This window comes from Coprobacter sp. (assembly GCF_982436375.1).
Genome location: NZ_CEWDCG010000053.1, coordinates 1 through 15,922 on the forward strand (window position 1 = coordinate 1; position 15,922 = coordinate 15,922).

Annotated in this window: 11 protein-coding genes and 1 tRNA gene; 5 read left to right on the forward strand and 7 right to left on the reverse strand. The window is 39.5% G+C overall.

Going from position 1 to position 15,922, the window contains the following annotated elements; translation table 11 throughout:
• The first annotated feature begins 298 nt into the window (after positions 1 to 298).
• Both AC1WHX_RS04805 and queF read left to right on the forward strand, forming a co-directional pair.
• The gene (locus AC1WHX_RS04805) at positions 299 to 979 is read left to right on the forward strand and encodes a queuosine precursor transporter (RefSeq protein WP_302544611.1); all 681 of its coding nucleotides are present in this window, start codon (positions 299 to 301) and stop codon (positions 977 to 979) included.
• 9 nt (positions 980 to 988) lie between these two features.
• A complete protein-coding gene (queF, locus tag AC1WHX_RS04810) occupies positions 989 to 1,438 on the forward strand; it encodes a preQ(1) synthase (protein WP_009318997.1) in 450 nt (149 codons plus the stop codon).
• A 115-nt stretch (positions 1,439 to 1,553) separates the two neighbouring features.
• Here the strand turns inward: queF and AC1WHX_RS04815 are convergent, their stop codons facing one another.
• Positions 1,554 to 2,402: a hypothetical protein gene (locus AC1WHX_RS04815; protein ID WP_302544610.1), complete on the reverse strand. Its 849-nt coding sequence runs from the start codon at positions 2,400 to 2,402 to the stop codon at positions 1,554 to 1,556.
• 313 nt (positions 2,403 to 2,715) lie between these two features.
• Positions 2,716 to 8,382, reverse strand: a complete 5,667-nt coding sequence (locus AC1WHX_RS04820; protein WP_481228913.1) for an alpha-2-macroglobulin family protein — start codon at positions 8,380 to 8,382, stop codon at positions 2,716 to 2,718.
• A 400-nt stretch (positions 8,383 to 8,782) separates the two neighbouring features.
• Here AC1WHX_RS04820 and AC1WHX_RS04825 point away from each other — a divergent pair, with 400 nt between their 5' ends.
• On the forward strand, positions 8,783 to 8,974 hold the full coding sequence (locus AC1WHX_RS04825) for an N-6 DNA methylase (RefSeq protein WP_302544545.1): 192 nt from the start codon (positions 8,783 to 8,785) through the stop codon (positions 8,972 to 8,974).
• 94 nt (positions 8,975 to 9,068) lie between these two features.
• Entirely contained in the window at positions 9,069 to 10,205 is a 1,137-nt protein-coding gene (locus AC1WHX_RS04830) for an AbiH family protein (protein ID WP_302544544.1), read from the forward strand.
• Positions 10,206 to 10,280: 75 nt separating this feature from the next.
• Here the strand turns inward: AC1WHX_RS04830 and AC1WHX_RS04835 are convergent.
• A tRNA-Asp gene (locus tag AC1WHX_RS04835) sits at positions 10,281 to 10,354 on the reverse strand.
• Between the two features lie 364 nt (positions 10,355 to 10,718).
• Between AC1WHX_RS04835 and AC1WHX_RS04840 the strand changes: the two genes are divergently transcribed.
• Positions 10,719 to 12,149 (forward strand): CCA tRNA nucleotidyltransferase, encoded by a 1,431-nt coding sequence (locus AC1WHX_RS04840; RefSeq protein ID WP_302546643.1) that lies wholly within the window; start codon positions 10,719 to 10,721, stop codon positions 12,147 to 12,149.
• 15 nt (positions 12,150 to 12,164) lie between these two features.
• Here AC1WHX_RS04840 and AC1WHX_RS04845 read toward each other — a convergent pair whose 3' ends face one another.
• The 4 genes from AC1WHX_RS04845 to AC1WHX_RS04860 form a co-directional block, all read right to left on the reverse strand.
• Positions 12,165 to 13,355 (reverse strand): FtsX-like permease family protein, encoded by a 1,191-nt coding sequence (locus AC1WHX_RS04845; protein ID WP_195595947.1) that lies wholly within the window; start codon positions 13,353 to 13,355, stop codon positions 12,165 to 12,167.
• 49 nt (positions 13,356 to 13,404) lie between these two features.
• On the reverse strand, positions 13,405 to 14,052 hold the full coding sequence (locus tag AC1WHX_RS04850; protein WP_195595948.1) for an ATP-binding cassette domain-containing protein: 648 nt from the start codon (positions 14,050 to 14,052) through the stop codon (positions 13,405 to 13,407).
• 10 nt (positions 14,053 to 14,062) lie between these two features.
• Positions 14,063 to 15,628, reverse strand: a complete 1,566-nt coding sequence (locus AC1WHX_RS04855; RefSeq protein WP_481228916.1) for a DUF4836 family protein — start codon at positions 15,626 to 15,628, stop codon at positions 14,063 to 14,065.
• A 100-nt stretch (positions 15,629 to 15,728) separates the two neighbouring features.
• Positions 15,729 to 15,922, reverse strand: a 194-nt coding sequence (locus tag AC1WHX_RS04860) for a hypothetical protein (protein ID WP_481228917.1), incomplete at its 5' end; no start/stop codon positions are given.

A 15,922-nucleotide genomic window follows, 5' to 3' on the forward strand; every position in this document is an offset into this window, starting at 1 on the left:
TGCGGTCTTGTTACTGAAGAAAATTTCAAGAAAACAAAAAGTTTAAATCACTTCATTATCCGAGATAGTATTTATAAGAAACAAAAATAGAGAAAAATATACTCAAGCCGATTATCTATATCTTATAAAAATAAGCCAATGTCTCTCAAAAGCGATGACACACCTCTACATTGTCAGAGCTCCATCTCTCGGAAAAACAGAAGCATAAATATTTTTTCATTTTTAACAATTAAGTATTCTTTAAGATCGTACCTTTGCACTCCCGTGTGCTTGATAAACCACGTAAAAAACAAGATGTATGAAAAAAACAGTCAGCCTCCCCTTTATGGTGTTGAGCATACTTTTCTGTGTATGCCTCATCATTTCCAACATTCTGGAAGTGAAAATGATCTCTTTAGGTCCTGTCACGGCAACTGCCGGACTTATCGTATTTCCTATCTCGTATATTATAAATGATTGTATTGCCGAAGTATGGGGTTATAAAAAAGTCCGGTTGATCATTTGGGCAGGATTTGCCATGAACTTTCTCGCCGTAGCGCTTATACAGTTGGCAATACTTTTGCCTCCGGCTTCGTTCTGGAACGGACAAGAAGCCTTTTCTTTGGTATTTGCCGCAACTCCTCGTATCGCTGTAGCCAGTTTGATCGCATTTTTGGCCGGATCGTTTTTGAATGCTTACGTCATGAGCAAAATGAAAGTAGCCAGCAAAGGTAAAAGATTTTCGCTTCGGGCAATGGTATCGACACTGGTAGGAGAAAGCGCCGACTCTTTGATCTTTTTTCCTGTGGCTTTCGCCGGAGTCGTACCGTTTAACGAGCTGCTGATACTCATTGTAACTCAAGCAATTCTGAAATCGGCCTACGAAGCTATTATTTTACCGGTTACCATACGAGTGGTAAAGCTAATCAAACGAATTGACGGAAGCGATGTATATGACACCGACATTTCTTATAATATACTAAAAATAAAAGAAGTATAATATTTATATATGGAAGAAACGACACTAAGCCTATTAGGAAAAAAGACAGAATATCCCCAAGATTATGCTCCTGAAGTATTGGAAGCATTCAATAATAAACACCCGGAGATGGATTATTGGGTACGTTTCAACTGTCCTGAATTTACAAGTCTTTGTCCTATTACAGGACAACCGGATTTTGCAACTATACAGATCGATTATATTCCGGATATAAAAATGGTAGAGAGCAAAAGTCTGAAGCTTTACCTATTCAGTTTTCGCAATCATGGAGGATTTCATGAAGATTGCGTCAACTTGATTATGAAAGATCTCATCAAACTTATGAATCCCAAATACATCGAAGTTACCGGTTTTTTTACACCGAGAGGCGGGATCAGCATATACCCATATTGCAATTACGGACGTCCCGGTACTGAATATGCCGAAATGGCAAAAGACAGAATGAGAACCCATCGATAAAGCTGTTATAATACCAAAAGGTAGCCGTTATCCTGACATTTATCGGAAACGGCTACCTTTTTTAAATTTTATTCAAGTTTGCTTTGAGGATTCCTTTATGGGAATCTTCTACAATCTAATTTTTCACAGGTCGTACCGACCGTCCGTAATAGCTGGCATTTCCCGCCCAACGAATCCGAGTCGGTTGCAACTCTAAATAATAGGCATAATCATTATCTCCGGCACTACGATACTGAGATGTCCAGTAATAGCCGACTTCTCCGCTTTTAGAAATCGTCGATCCCGGATAGATACGATACCCCGTTGCCGGAAGGAAAAGCCCGCCGACCAATTCTTCATCGGTAATCTGACGTGCTGAAGTATTCTCTACACGACCGCTTTTCATCGGAGGAGTAAACAAATATCCATATACATTTTTACCATCCTCTGTCGTATAATATCCATATTGATATGAAGCTTCATTATACAATTTCTGCAACTCCGCTTGTGTCGGCAGTCTCCATGCCCCTTGTGTTGCCCAATAAGCAATATCTCCGTATAATGCGGCAGCAAAATCAGAGGTCTCGGCCGTACATGCCTCATCGGTAAACATTTTACCGCTTATATCCTGCGACACATTTTTTGCACAAACACTGGAACTGGTAGTCAAAGCATTTGCACCGCATACTCCCCAATTGAAATGATCCATTTGCGAAGAACTTTGTGAAATAGACGACCCGGTATTACCATCGACATAATTAAAGTATTCCCACTGATGATCGGCAATCTTCCAATCTTCACCTAAATGCTGAAGGTTACCTCTTGCCCATTTTATTCCGCAAACACTGACATAGTCATTATATTCCGAATTTACATCATCATAAAGCATTCCGTCTTTATCATCATCGTCATCAGAAGAACATGCGGCAAATCCGAACGCCATCACAGACATCGCCGCCATAATCAATAAATTTTTCAAGTTCATATCTTTTTATTTAAGTAATCAGTTACAGACATAAACATATAAATTTCAAAAAGAAACATATATAATATCGACAAAGGTAAGCAGGTTGTTAACGTTTTCAAAATCCATGTACTGAAAAAGAGATTTTTAATGTTCATTTTTAACATTTCATCTTCAAAAGACAAACTATCGCGATAACCGGGCCATATATAAAAGTCCTGCCGGTAAGAATTCTTACCGACAGGACTTTTATATGCCTCTAAATTGTTCGTGTAAAATTTATATAGATTCTCAAACTAAACGGCTCTCGTAGATTCCGATGCGATTACCAATTTCACTTCACGATTATCATACGCCCTTTTGTATTGGCAACCCACTGAGGAGCATACAGACACTGTATTGTAGAAATACCGTTATGATAACTTCCGGGACGATCGGCCCACACATCATAACTAACTACATAAGTACCTTTCGGAAGAAAATCGAAATAGAGATTCGTCACCGCATCTTTTGTTTCCTGATAATAGCAAACTCCGTCTTTACATTCGTAACGCGACAACTGATCGACCGGTTCGAAACATGCAGGACGTTGATCTTTTACATGGACAAATTCCAAATCACGATCTGTCCTTATTATCAAACGGATATTGACCTGATCTCCGCTCTTCAGCGTTACTTTATTCAAAGGCTCATACACTTTTTCTTTTCCCGACATTTGTTCCACAAAAAATTGCTTATCGATAGAAAAACCTTTGACCGCCTTATTTCGTATCTGTGTAAAATCGGCAAAATACTGTCGGTATAACGCTCCCCATGAAGGTTGTTTCTGATCGGCCGATACTTCGACATTTGCCAAATCAGGAGTAATCTCCGCTCCCTGACGGACATACCGTTCATATCCGGTGAAACCATCCGTAATCTCCGGTTTTAAAACGGTTTTCCCCCATGTGATTTTTACCGTATTTCTCGATGCTGACAACATATAGTCTCCGGTATTCAATATTGCATTGACAGCATCTATCGTCGAAGGCACAGATCCCCAATTCTGTGTCTGTTTCTGCATAATCAACCAACGTTTCATCTCATTCAACTCAGATTTTGAATTCGGATCTATCTCTGCAAAAGCATTCATTATTGCAGTATGTACCTGTATTGCACTATTTCTGTAAGCATAAGACGACTTATTATTTTGCCAAAACATACCCAGCTCCTCTGTCGTTGTAGAATATTCTCGCAAAGACTCCAATATCTCTTTGGCCTCAGCGGTAAAACCGTAACGATACAATGATACTGCGGCAACAGCTTTTTCGTACAAAGAAAAAGAAACCCACTCCCTCTTTATATACTCGATAATCTCTTTATGAGCGCTCAGCGCTTTCGCCAACGGTATGTCCCGATAGCTGCTTCTCACATATACATAAAGAAGCTTGCCATATTTAGATACCACACCCGACTTATTAGCTTTCCTCCTTTCCTGATCCAAAATAATGCAACTATCCAAATAATTGATCGCCCGCATCTGCATATATTTAGAAACCTCGTCATATTGTATTCCGCCTAATTTCGTCAAGCGAGACAAACCTTCTAAAGTATTAACCGTCATCAGGAAACTAACCGGCATTTTTTTCATCCAACCCCAGCCGCCTTCGGGCTTCTGCAAGTCACGAAGCAATTCCAATGCTTTATTTTGCAACTGCTCAGCACGGGCAACATCCAACAAACCGGAAAGTGATTGTAATCGTTCCGTTTCATTTTGTGCATCCAACGCCCAAGGCGTCTCTGAAATCAATACAGATTTTAACTCTTCATTTTTCTCCAAAGGAGATACTAAAGATGAACCGGTCTCATTTTTAACTTTCCAAGTCTGTAATGCCGAAACGATCTCAGGATTATTGCGAGCTAAAACCGAAGCGACCGTATTGCCATATAAAGCGGCCGTAATATTAATAACGTCGGTACCCGAAACTTCATTTAATTGAGGAAGAGCCTGCACTACATACCAAAGAGGATTAGCCGTATACTCCAATACCATACGATAATTTTCCTCTGCATCATCAGAAAGCCCTTGCATCCGTATGTTTTTTATTTCCTTCCCGCCTTTCAACACAAAAGGTTCAGCCTCCGTCACCAACGTCCGCGACGGCAATATCGGAATTATATGCTGTTCTCCATCGCTTACTCCGGGAGTCACCGCGTTTACACGGATACCCAACACATCCAACCCCTCAGGAACTGTAAAATCCACACTCTCCAATTTTGATTTTCCGGCTTCAAGAATAAACTCCTGCTTTTTCTGTTCCAATACTTTGTCAGTATATGGATCGAACAACTCGAATGTAAAACTGCCGCTCATCAAACGATCTGATATATTCTGCATTAATGTAGCAATCGAAACCTCATCTCCTCTACGCACAAAACGAGGTATGTTCGGGGCTACCATCAACTGTTTTTGAGAGATCACATTATTTTTATACGAACCATATTTCAGATCTTTCGTATAAGCCAACGCCTGAAATTGCCATTCGGTATTGCTTTCGGGAATCGTAAATTTAACAGACACTTCTCCCTGCTCATTTGTCGTCAATTGAGGATAAAAAAATGCCGTTTCATTGAAATTCCGCCGATATTGCACAGGTGTTTGCTCTAAATTTCCAGAACCGGCCGCATCCTCCGGGACAGCAGGAGCTGCTACATCTTCAACAGACATATAGGGCAGACTTTTTGCCATTGTATTCATCTGTGTCGCAAAAGTCAAAGAGGTCATTCTTCTGTAAATAGTTGAATAAACAAACCTTCCGAAATAAAGCGGAAAACAAGAAGTGCTTATCTGCTCGGATTTCCAGATATTCCGCCCGCCTATATCCCGCAAAAACAGGCCATAATCTATCGGATTATATACCGGTCTGAAACTCCAATCATGAGGCATTATCTCATTTAAAGAAGCATCGAACATCTCGGTCATAAAACGTGCCGAAACGGGTTTCCCCGATGCGTCCTTCACTGTAAAGCTCCAAGACTCTTGACTGCCCGGAACTGTTCTGTCCCGGAAAGTAGAAGTCGTTATCGACAATTTCATATCCGGCTTTTTCCGATGTATATTTATCACAGAGTTATAAGAACATCCTTCTTTTATAAAAGATACGAAAAGCTTAAGACGATCACCATATTCCGGTTTATATAAAACAGGGAATCGGTAATTTTTATCCGATATTTTTACTCTCCGGGAGTCTACCAACCGAAATCCATCATATAAATTATACAAAACGTATGCCTGCTTGATAGAAGTCCCGTATATGACATCGACAGACTCTCCGTCCGAAACTTGATACAAATCTTCAGGTATCCATTCATACGTTTTTATCGGAGGCTTTTTATCTTGCATACTATATAAAGCAAAATCGGCATTTCTGATAACCAATTTTCCATTAGTATCCGTCACCTGAAGTACAAGACGGTATATGCCCGAAGGCAATTTTTTCCAACTTTCCAAAGCAGGAATATTATCCGACACGAAACTCTTTTCTTCTACCTGCATCCGCACTTTCAACGAATCGGCACTTATAATATCATGCTTCGATATAGGATTTTCCAAACCATACATCGAATATAATATATACTTACATTTTACCGAAACCGGCATCCCTGCCATATTCGTTATCCTGAACTTGACCGGATTGGGCGCATTCTTGTCAATCATTTCGGGAACTTCCATCTGCACCGACAACGGACTTTCTCCCACCGTCACCCAATAAGATTGAGATTGCGTTTCACCATTAGCAGATGTTACATTTACATCAATCCTGAATCGATAAAAAGTTCCGGTTTTCAACACATCCTTATCGCTTTTCCGAGCAACAAATCGGAGAGTAAACCCTCCGTCTTCTCCCGTAAACAATTCTCCTTGAGCTATCTGTTCACCCTTATTTCTCCACCAACTGTTCGCAAGACGTTGCACTGTATAAGAAACATCCGCTCCCGAAACAGGAACTCCCGAAAAGCTGATGACTTTGCCGTTAACCGAGACCACCTGCCCTAAAGATACGGCATCTTTTACCGGCTCGAATAAAATACGGAAAGTGGGTCTTTTATATTCCGACACTTGTACAGATAAACTTTCGTTACGTCCTTCTACCCTAATCCGGCAATATCCGTTTACCATATCCGAGGGAAGCACGAAAGATCCGGTAAACGAACCGAACGAGTCGCCTTGAACCGTACAACGAGCAATATCTTTACCTTGAGCCGAAAGAACGACTGTATAACGTCCGTCAGGCACGACTGTCCCGACTTTTTCTCCCACCCGATAATCAATTCCGGAAAAATAAAGTGTCTGTCCGGGACGATAAACAGAACGGTCGGTAAAGAGAGAAATCATTTCACGTTCCGTATCCGCATCACCGTTCCAATATCCGTATCTCAAGTTCTGAAGCGGATAATAAACATCATTCTTCATTTCGGGTTTAAAATACATTACCGTATCTTTCTCACCCAAACGAACCAAACCCAAACGATCTGCCTTTACCGTATTCACATAAGAATCCTCAGAATCTGAACGAAACAATTTTACCGGAATCCCGGATAACGGTTTTCCGCTTTTAGAATCAGTCAAGATAACGAGCGTTTCTTTTTCTGTCGGAGCTAAAGTCGCCGCGTAGATGCGGGAAACATAAAAACCGATTTTTCCAAGATCAGCTTTCTCTTCCGAAAAAAATCTCAAGAAATACTCTCCGTTATTCAGTGCCGGAAGAACACATTTCCCGGTACGATCTGCCAAACTCAACGTATCACTCAAATGCAAAGTATCTGCAAATTGCAGTATGCTGTCATTACCCTCCGTACGATACAACGTCAAATAAAGTTGCTTGATATTCTTATACTCAAAAGAGAGTGTATGCGGTTCTCCCGGATATAAAACCTGACCCATATTCAGATTGAAGCTATACGCCGTCAATTGATCTCGTTCAGATTTAAGACAATCCAAACGGGGATATTCCGGGAAACGGGAAATCAACCGATCAGATAACTTTACCAGATAGGCTTTGGTTTCGGGAGATGTATTCCATATCCGACTATAATAATCCAATAAATCTATCGCTATTTCTACCGAATAAGGACTATCCTTATAAACATTCAGCAGATTCTCTAATTTTTGAGGGTATTCAACCCCGGAGTTGTTATCTTGTAAAAACGCCAACCGTTTCAAATCAGCTATAAGGTAAGAAGGTGATTCCGGATCGGAAAATCTCAACAACAACTGATACACGGCAATTACCTGATGTCTCAACTGATATTTCTCAGGGAAATACGGATAGTTCACAAAATCCGCCGCCGGCATATTCAATTCTTTCAACAAAGGCTCTTCAAGAATAAGAGGAAGCACCGAATTCGACAATAATCCCTCATATATATCTATTGCACGGTACGCCAAAAAGTCGAGCATGGTTGGGGTCAATATTTCCCAATCTTTATCGGTATCCAGAGCTTCCTTATAAATCTGAGTAGAAGTTTTATGTAAAATTTCTGCCGGTTTGACGGAAGACTGCAACAGATCGGATATCTTTCTTACAAAAGCTGCTCTATCCCATTCATCGATCTTCGCAAGATCGGGAGCTACATCTGTCGGAACACCATTCTCCAATATCCCCCGAGTATCCTCATAATAATCAAAGATCATCTGAGCCTCAATAGAGCTGAGCACAGCACGTTGCACCGAATCGGTAGAAGACTCCCTCAAATGTTCGGCAAACCGTATCAACGAAGGAAAACTATCTTGTGAAATCAGTAACTGATAATGCACATATTCGAGCAGATACTTTGCTATCAAAGGATTATTCTCTTCTTGTATCGCATTCTTCAAATTCTCATCAGCTTCAACCAAAGCCGTACGCGGTTTCGCCGTTTTGTCCCGCATAGCAACAACCTCATTTTTCGTAATCCCCTGAGAGAAAACTGTGCATATCCCCCCGATTACCCATAAAAAAACAAGAATAAACTTTTTCATAATACATTGCCCTCCTAACCTATCTGTCATACTACAAATATAATAACTAAAAGGTAACCGTTAATTAAGAAAAGCCAAAAGATAATTATAAAACATTAACTATATTATCCTACTCATTACCGAATACATGTCTGAAAATATTCAGAATATATAATTTCTTATCGAAAAAATTAGAAACTATCCGATTTTACACAGATCATATTAGAGAGTTTTTTCGAGTGTATATTTTTGTCTTACTACTCAACAGCGCTAATATAATAAATTATTATTTGAGTAATTCCGAACAAAAAGAAAGAGTTTTTCTTATTCTCTACTTATTATATAACGCAGCATTTTATATCTTTGTAAACAAAGATAAAACTAATGTATACCCCCCAAAACAAAAAAATGGCTGACAAACATGGACTCAAATAGATATGGAATTGTAGAAACTTACCAATACAGAAAAGAAACAGAACGTTACTCTCGTTCTGTCTCTATGTGTGAGATCATTGATAATGACTATAATCTGAATATATCTCGTTACGTAAATATAGCCAAAGAAGAAATCCCCGTTAACTTGGCTGAAGTTCACAAACAACTAAAAAAATAGAAGAAGATATTAAGATTGCCAAAGCCAAACATAATCGTTTTTTAGAAGAACTGGGACTACCTCCGATTCAATAAACGCAATAATAACGTGAACAATGATGAACAGAATAATCCTCATAGGCAATGGTTTTGATTTAGCACACGGACTTCCGACCAGATACAAAGATTTTATCGATTGGTATTGGGAACGATGGTTTAAGACATTAAGAAAAAGCTTCAAAAATACGGAATCCGACGAATTGTGCTCGTTCACGTTAAGAGACGAGCTTTTTAAATGGAATAATTTTATTCAGAGGGAAATATCAATTTTAAATCCGCCAAAAGGAAAAAATGTTATCGATTGTATAAAAAATAAACCTAATTATTATATAGTTAAACAGACTCCTTTTATGGAAAAAGTGTGTCGGTCCATCGACACTAAAGGATGGGTGGATATAGAAAACGAATTTTACAACATTTTGAGATCATTTGCTCAAAATGAATGTCCCCAAGGATACGATACTCCTGAAAAATTAAATAGCGAATTAGAACTCATCAAATCATTGCTAATAGAATACTTAGTCGAAATTCAAAATAATCAATTAAATAATAACAATAATATTTATCCTGAAATAGAAAATATAATTACCGAACCTTTTGATGCAAAAGACATTTCTATCGAAGGGGCTTCTAAGTTTTATAAAGAGTCGCAAGATATAAAACTGAATGAATGTAAACCAAGTCAAATAATGCTCTTGAATTTCAACTATACAAAAACTGCAGATATCAACACTAGCACGACTTCAAATTTCATTATAAATCACATTCACGGAGAACTAACACATCCTCAAAGTATAATTTTCGGCTACGGAGATGAATTAGATGACGATTATAAAGATCTACTCAAACTTAACGATAATACTTTTTTAAAAAACATCAAATCAATACGATACTTAGAATCTGACCGTTACCGGAAACTCCTTGAGTTTATCGAACATACCCCATACCAAGTATATATCATGGGGCACTCTTGCGGAAATTCAGACCGAACATTACTTAACACATTATTCGAACACAAAAATTGTATATCTATAAAACCTCTCTACTACCAAAAGGCTAATGGATCGGACAATTATCTGGAAATTGTTCAAAATATAAGTAGAAATTTCACCAATATGAAATTAATGAGAGATAGGGTTGTCAACAAAGAGTTTTGCAAACCATTACCACAAAAGGAACAGAAAATCAAATAACCACTCCTAAAAAATATATTCAACTTTATTATAAAAAAACTCTGACTCTCTACAGAATCAGAGCTTTTTCTTGCGCGGTGCGGACGGGACTCGAACCCGCGACCCCATGCGTGACAGGCATGTATTCTAACCAGCTGAACTACCGCACCATTTTTGTCATAAGGAACTCTCCTGTTCCCTTTTGCGTTTGCAAAGATAGATACTTTTTTTTATTCTGCAATAGTTTAATGAAAATTTTTACCTTCATAATTCCTTTAATAAAGCGACAATTCTATAGTTCAACTCATAACCGATAAGTTTACAGAAGCTTAGAGGCGTCTAAATTTTTCAACAAAAAGATTTATTAAGAAATACTCAGCCTTAATTTCATAATAACAAGAGACCTTTTACCCTGTCTCTTCGGTCGCAACGAATATCCTCGACATCAGAGCAAACGAGAATAAATCAGAAGGCTTTTCGGCAGATCGATAAAAATAGCTATTTTTGCAATCGAAAATCAGATTCTTAATAAAGATGCTACTTGACATTGCCCTGCAAAAAAAACATTTGAGCCATTTTATTTTCCCGAAGATTTCCGAGACCGCAGACGAGATGAACCTCCCTTGCTATGTTATCGGAGGATATGTTCGTGATATCTTTCTGGAAAGGGATTCGAAAGATATCGATATCGTTACCGTAGGAAGCGGTATCGAATTGGCAACGACTTTCGCCGAGAAATTGGGAAAGTCGGCTCGACTATCGGTATTTAAAAACTTCGGTACGGCACAAGTCAAGTACAAAGATATCGAAGTAGAATTTGTCGGAGCTCGCCGTGAGTCTTATACCCACGATTCACGTAAACCGATCGTAGAGGACGGGACTCTTTGCGATGACCAAAACCGTAGGGATTTCACAATAAACGCATTAGCGATTTGCTTGAATAAAGAACATTTCGGAGAGTTGATCGATCCGTTCAATGGAATGGAAGATCTGAAAGCAGGTATTATCCGCACGCCTTTAGATCCGGATATTACATTCAGTGACGATCCGTTACGCATGATGCGGGCCATACGATTCGCCACCCAATTAGAATTCTCTATCGAAAAAGAAACTTTCGCTGCAATAGAGCGAAACCGTAAACGTATAGAGATCATTTCAAAAGAACGAATCATCGATGAGCTAAATAAGATCGTAGCATCTTCAAAACCCTCTACGGGTTTTATATTATTGGACAAATCGAAACTATTGCCCTTAATTTTCCCCGAGCTGAATGCGCTCAAAGGAATAGAAACCATCGACGGTCGGGGGCATAAAGATAATTTCTATCACACACTGACCGTTCTGGACAATGTTGCAAAGAAAAGTAATAATTTATGGTTACGCTGGGCCGCTATATTACATGATATTGCCAAACCGGTAACAAAACGGTACGACAAAAAATCAGGATGGACTTTTCATAACCATAATTTTATCGGTTACAAAATGATTCCGGGTATTTTCCGGCGCATGAAACTGCCATTGAACGACAAAATGAAATTTGTCCAGAAAATGGTCGACTTGCACATGCGTCCTATCGTATTGGCCGAAGAAGAAGTTACCGATTCTGCCGTTCGGCGTCTATTATTCGACGCCGGTAACGATATAGAGGAGCTCATGACCCTCTGTGAAGCGGATATTACATCTAAAAATCAAGAAAAAGTAAAAAAATTCTTAGACAATTTCACACTGGTACGAGGTAAACTGAAAGAGATAGAGGAAAAAGATCGAATAAGAAATATGCAGCCCCCGATCAGCGGTGAAGAGATCATGGATATTTTCGGATTGACACCTTGCCGGGAGGTCGGAGATATAAAAAGCGCCATCAAAGACGCTATTCTCGATGGTATTATCCCGAACGAAAGGGATGCCGCTTTTCACTTCATGCTCGACTTTGCCGCTTCCAAAGGTCTGAAACCGACAAAATAGAACACCCTGAAATCATTATTTTATCCGCCACAAGCTCATGACCTTTCGATATATTGCACGGCAATTAAAAAACGATACGGCCAATAAAAGAGCGCACCCGATAAAGACGGTCGGCAAAAACGATCCCGGCTCATATCCGGGCCACATACGGGAAAGCAAGTCGGTATAATATCCCCTACTTCCCCACACGGCAAGCAACGAAAAAAGAAAAACCGACAAATTCAGCATTATCGTAAGCATCCTATAAGGACGGGATATTTGTGCAGGAGTATAACCGATCAATAACAGGTTTTGCAATTTCCGTGTATTCTTCTGCAACAGCAAATAAATGCTCAGCATCAAAATAAAAAATGACAATGCCGTAATCAACAGACCGATTGCAATGACCAGCCCCGTGACGATCTTGAGAAAATAAGTAGCTTTTCCGGCATCCAGATTTCCGCCTTCGGTTTCATAACCCTTCTTTTGTAAAAAAGTCACAATTCGCTCGTCAGACGGATTACCGACTTCCACTATCAAGCGAGAAGGATCTTTCACTTCTCTGTTTCCGAACTCTCCATTTGCCCATTGCATAAATCTGTCCGGCACTAAAATCGTATTAAGTCGATTGGAAAAACCAACGATATTCCCTTTAAAAGATCTGCTTTTTCCATTCCCCGAAATATGAATATCCACATTGACCAAACCCAACACCCCTTCGGAAAGTTGCGGAAGATTCCGAGATTGGGCAAATCCGAAATTATATAAATTCAAATAATTACGAGGAAGAATTATCGGAAGAAAATCAGACCGCTCATCAAAACGCCAATCGGCAGATTTTACATCAATATAGGCATCGGGAACTGACTCGAAAAACATCTGTGTACTCATCCCCATGCCTCCGGCCATCGAAACTCCCGCAGATACATTAAAATGTCCCGGAGTAAAAGCTCCGACATTTTTCACAAAAGGCTGGTTCTTAATTTCGTCAACATCTTCCGAAGTGAAGCCCGAACTCTTTTTTACAAGAGAACCCAACGTACTGACCCGCTTGGACAAGATCATATACTCTTTTTTCATAAGACCGTCTTCTTGTGAAAAAAGAGGCTTCACATCTTGATAAAACTGAATGCTGAGAAGTACAATGAACATTCCTAAAAGGTTTGCCAAAAAGAATCCTACAAATTGGACTATGCTCAGATGCCGTTTCAAGAGTTTCCACACCATAATTTCAAAACCATTTTTTAATTATATACTCATGCAGCCGCAACGCCCTCTATAACCTCAGTACCTTATCATACCTTATATCCAAATGTTTGCCGATGGATGTCACAATTACACCGGCCTCCCGATTCTCTGCCTCTTTCAATAAAATAGAAGAGAGAATGTGACCGTTCTCCTCATCTAAATGACTGATCGGCTCATCCAAAAAAATAAAGTCGAACGGTTGGCACAACGCTCGGATAAAAGCAACCCGTTGCTGCTGTCCGAAAGACATCTTTCCGAGCAAAGAATTTTTCTTATCGGCTATTCCGAGCTGCTCGAAAAAGGCTTCTATCTCCTTATCATTTTTATAACCGGTAAGATTATTCTTTATCATGACATTCTCCCAAGCCGTCAATTCAGGGAAAAGTCGAAGCTCTTGAAAAAGAAGGCTTAACGAATGACGGCGAAGATCGATCCACCGGGACACAGACAACCGCCTTATATCTTGATCGTCAAAATAAATCTGCCCGGAATAATCGTCCCGATAACCATATAAATAACTGCAAAACGAAGACTTTCCCGTGCCCGAAGCAGCCTCTATCAGATAAACCTGACCTCTCTCTAATGTTACGTCTTTTTTCCAGACTTCCGAATCAAGAACATCCCCACTCTCCGAAAAGACATGAGGAAGCACTTGTTTAAAAATAATTTTTTTCATAAAAATCTGACTACATCATTTGTGACGCCATCATCGTCACCCAGTCAAGTATAGAAGCAAAAGCATTCTTACTGTCATCAGACATGAATATTTCGATATTGCCGTTCACCCCGCTACCTGAACTGACCAAATATGTAAAAGGACATTGTTCAAATAACGGGACATACTGTCTTGAAGAATAAGAGCCCATAACCATCGGCATAAGGTTATCGATTCCCTCTTTCATATTAACGATAACGCTATAAGACTGCTTATTGAAAGCCGAAGCATAAGGAGTGTTTGCCATAGACTCCGGCATACCGTTACTAATATTCTCGAATACTTGCGTACTGTTCGTAATGAAAAAATTCTTTTTATTTTCCAACCCGAAATATAACGATGCTTCTCCCATACTCAGTTTATAACGGTTTTTCCCGATCTCTTTTACTCCCAATATACCCAAATTACGTTTTATCAACTCTACGGCATAATCATCATTTACTTGAGCAAAAACAGCCACATCCGGTATTGCAGTCCCCATAAATCCGGAAACATTTCCGGACAAACCGATCACGGATAACAACAGATCCCCATCGATAGAACTTATTATTTTTTTTGTATCTTCACTCTGAATTGCATTCATCTGTGTCTGGGTGAGCCCGGGCAATGCCGAAAGAAACTTATACAGCTTTTGCCCATCCAAATTCATGCCGACAGCATAAAGAGCATTTGCCGGAATTTGTTTCAAGAACTTACCGGACTGTTTTCCTCCCATCTTAAAAATTTCTTCCAGTTTCTTCATCGAATCTTTATCATCAGAACGCAATCCGGATGTTACTTCGATTTTGCCTTTTTGGAAATCACAATACCCGATCGAGTAAAGTGATCCCAACAAAATCCCATCCGGCAAATAAGCGCTATATACCGAACGGAAAAATACCGGCAGAGCCCCCATGCGATACCAATAATTAACGTCTTTTCGTTCCTTCAAAAAAGCAGAAAATTCTCCATTCGACAGAAGACTGTTCTCTCTCTTTTGCGTAAACCATCCGGCCGCCGTTTTACTCTCCAAAATACCTGTCGCATCCTGTCCTATTAACAACAACACCCGGTTTTTGTCAAAAAGACATTTGGCTCTCTGACCGATAAGAGAACTTTCTACATTATCCTCCTTCGATATCGGAGTCGCAACACCTTCGGTCTCCATAGCCTTCATAACTTCTCTCCATTTATCGACATCGGAAATCTTGGCTAAAATACAAAGTACAGGATTTGTCTCTCCGGCAGCAAAACAGACCCAATTATCCGTAAAAGAAAGTCCTGAGATTTCCGGATCTTCTTGTATCTTTTTCCAAAGTTTCACAGTTCCTTCACCCATACCGCTGCTAAAAGCGTTAAAAAGAGATGCGTTTTTTTCTGACTTTATCCAATCGGCAACATCTCCTTTTTCAGATAAAGACTTCATATCAAATGCCATGACAAAGGCGGCATCCGAAGGAATAGTCTGCATATATTCCGATTTTTCACTACATGAGAACAAAAATAAAAAAGTACACAATAGTACGCACAAGCCTGTAAAAGAGATCCGATTTTTCATATTTTTATTTTTTTAGTCTATAACATTCAATCCCGTTTTCAAGTTCTCTAAAATCTCGATAGCCTAGAATCCGTCCAGATTTTCCAATAAGAAAACACTATCAAGTTATTTTTGCGTTTCCTTCCAGAACTGTTTTCTCCCTTTCGTTCGTCTGATAGTCCGTCATCATCTTCATAAAACGACAGAACATCCCCGAAAGAAACATCCAAACCAGACCTGAGCAAAATTCAGGCCGGCCCTTATTGCAAAGGTAGTATTTCCTCATCGAAATGCAATCTTTTAGCATAATAAATA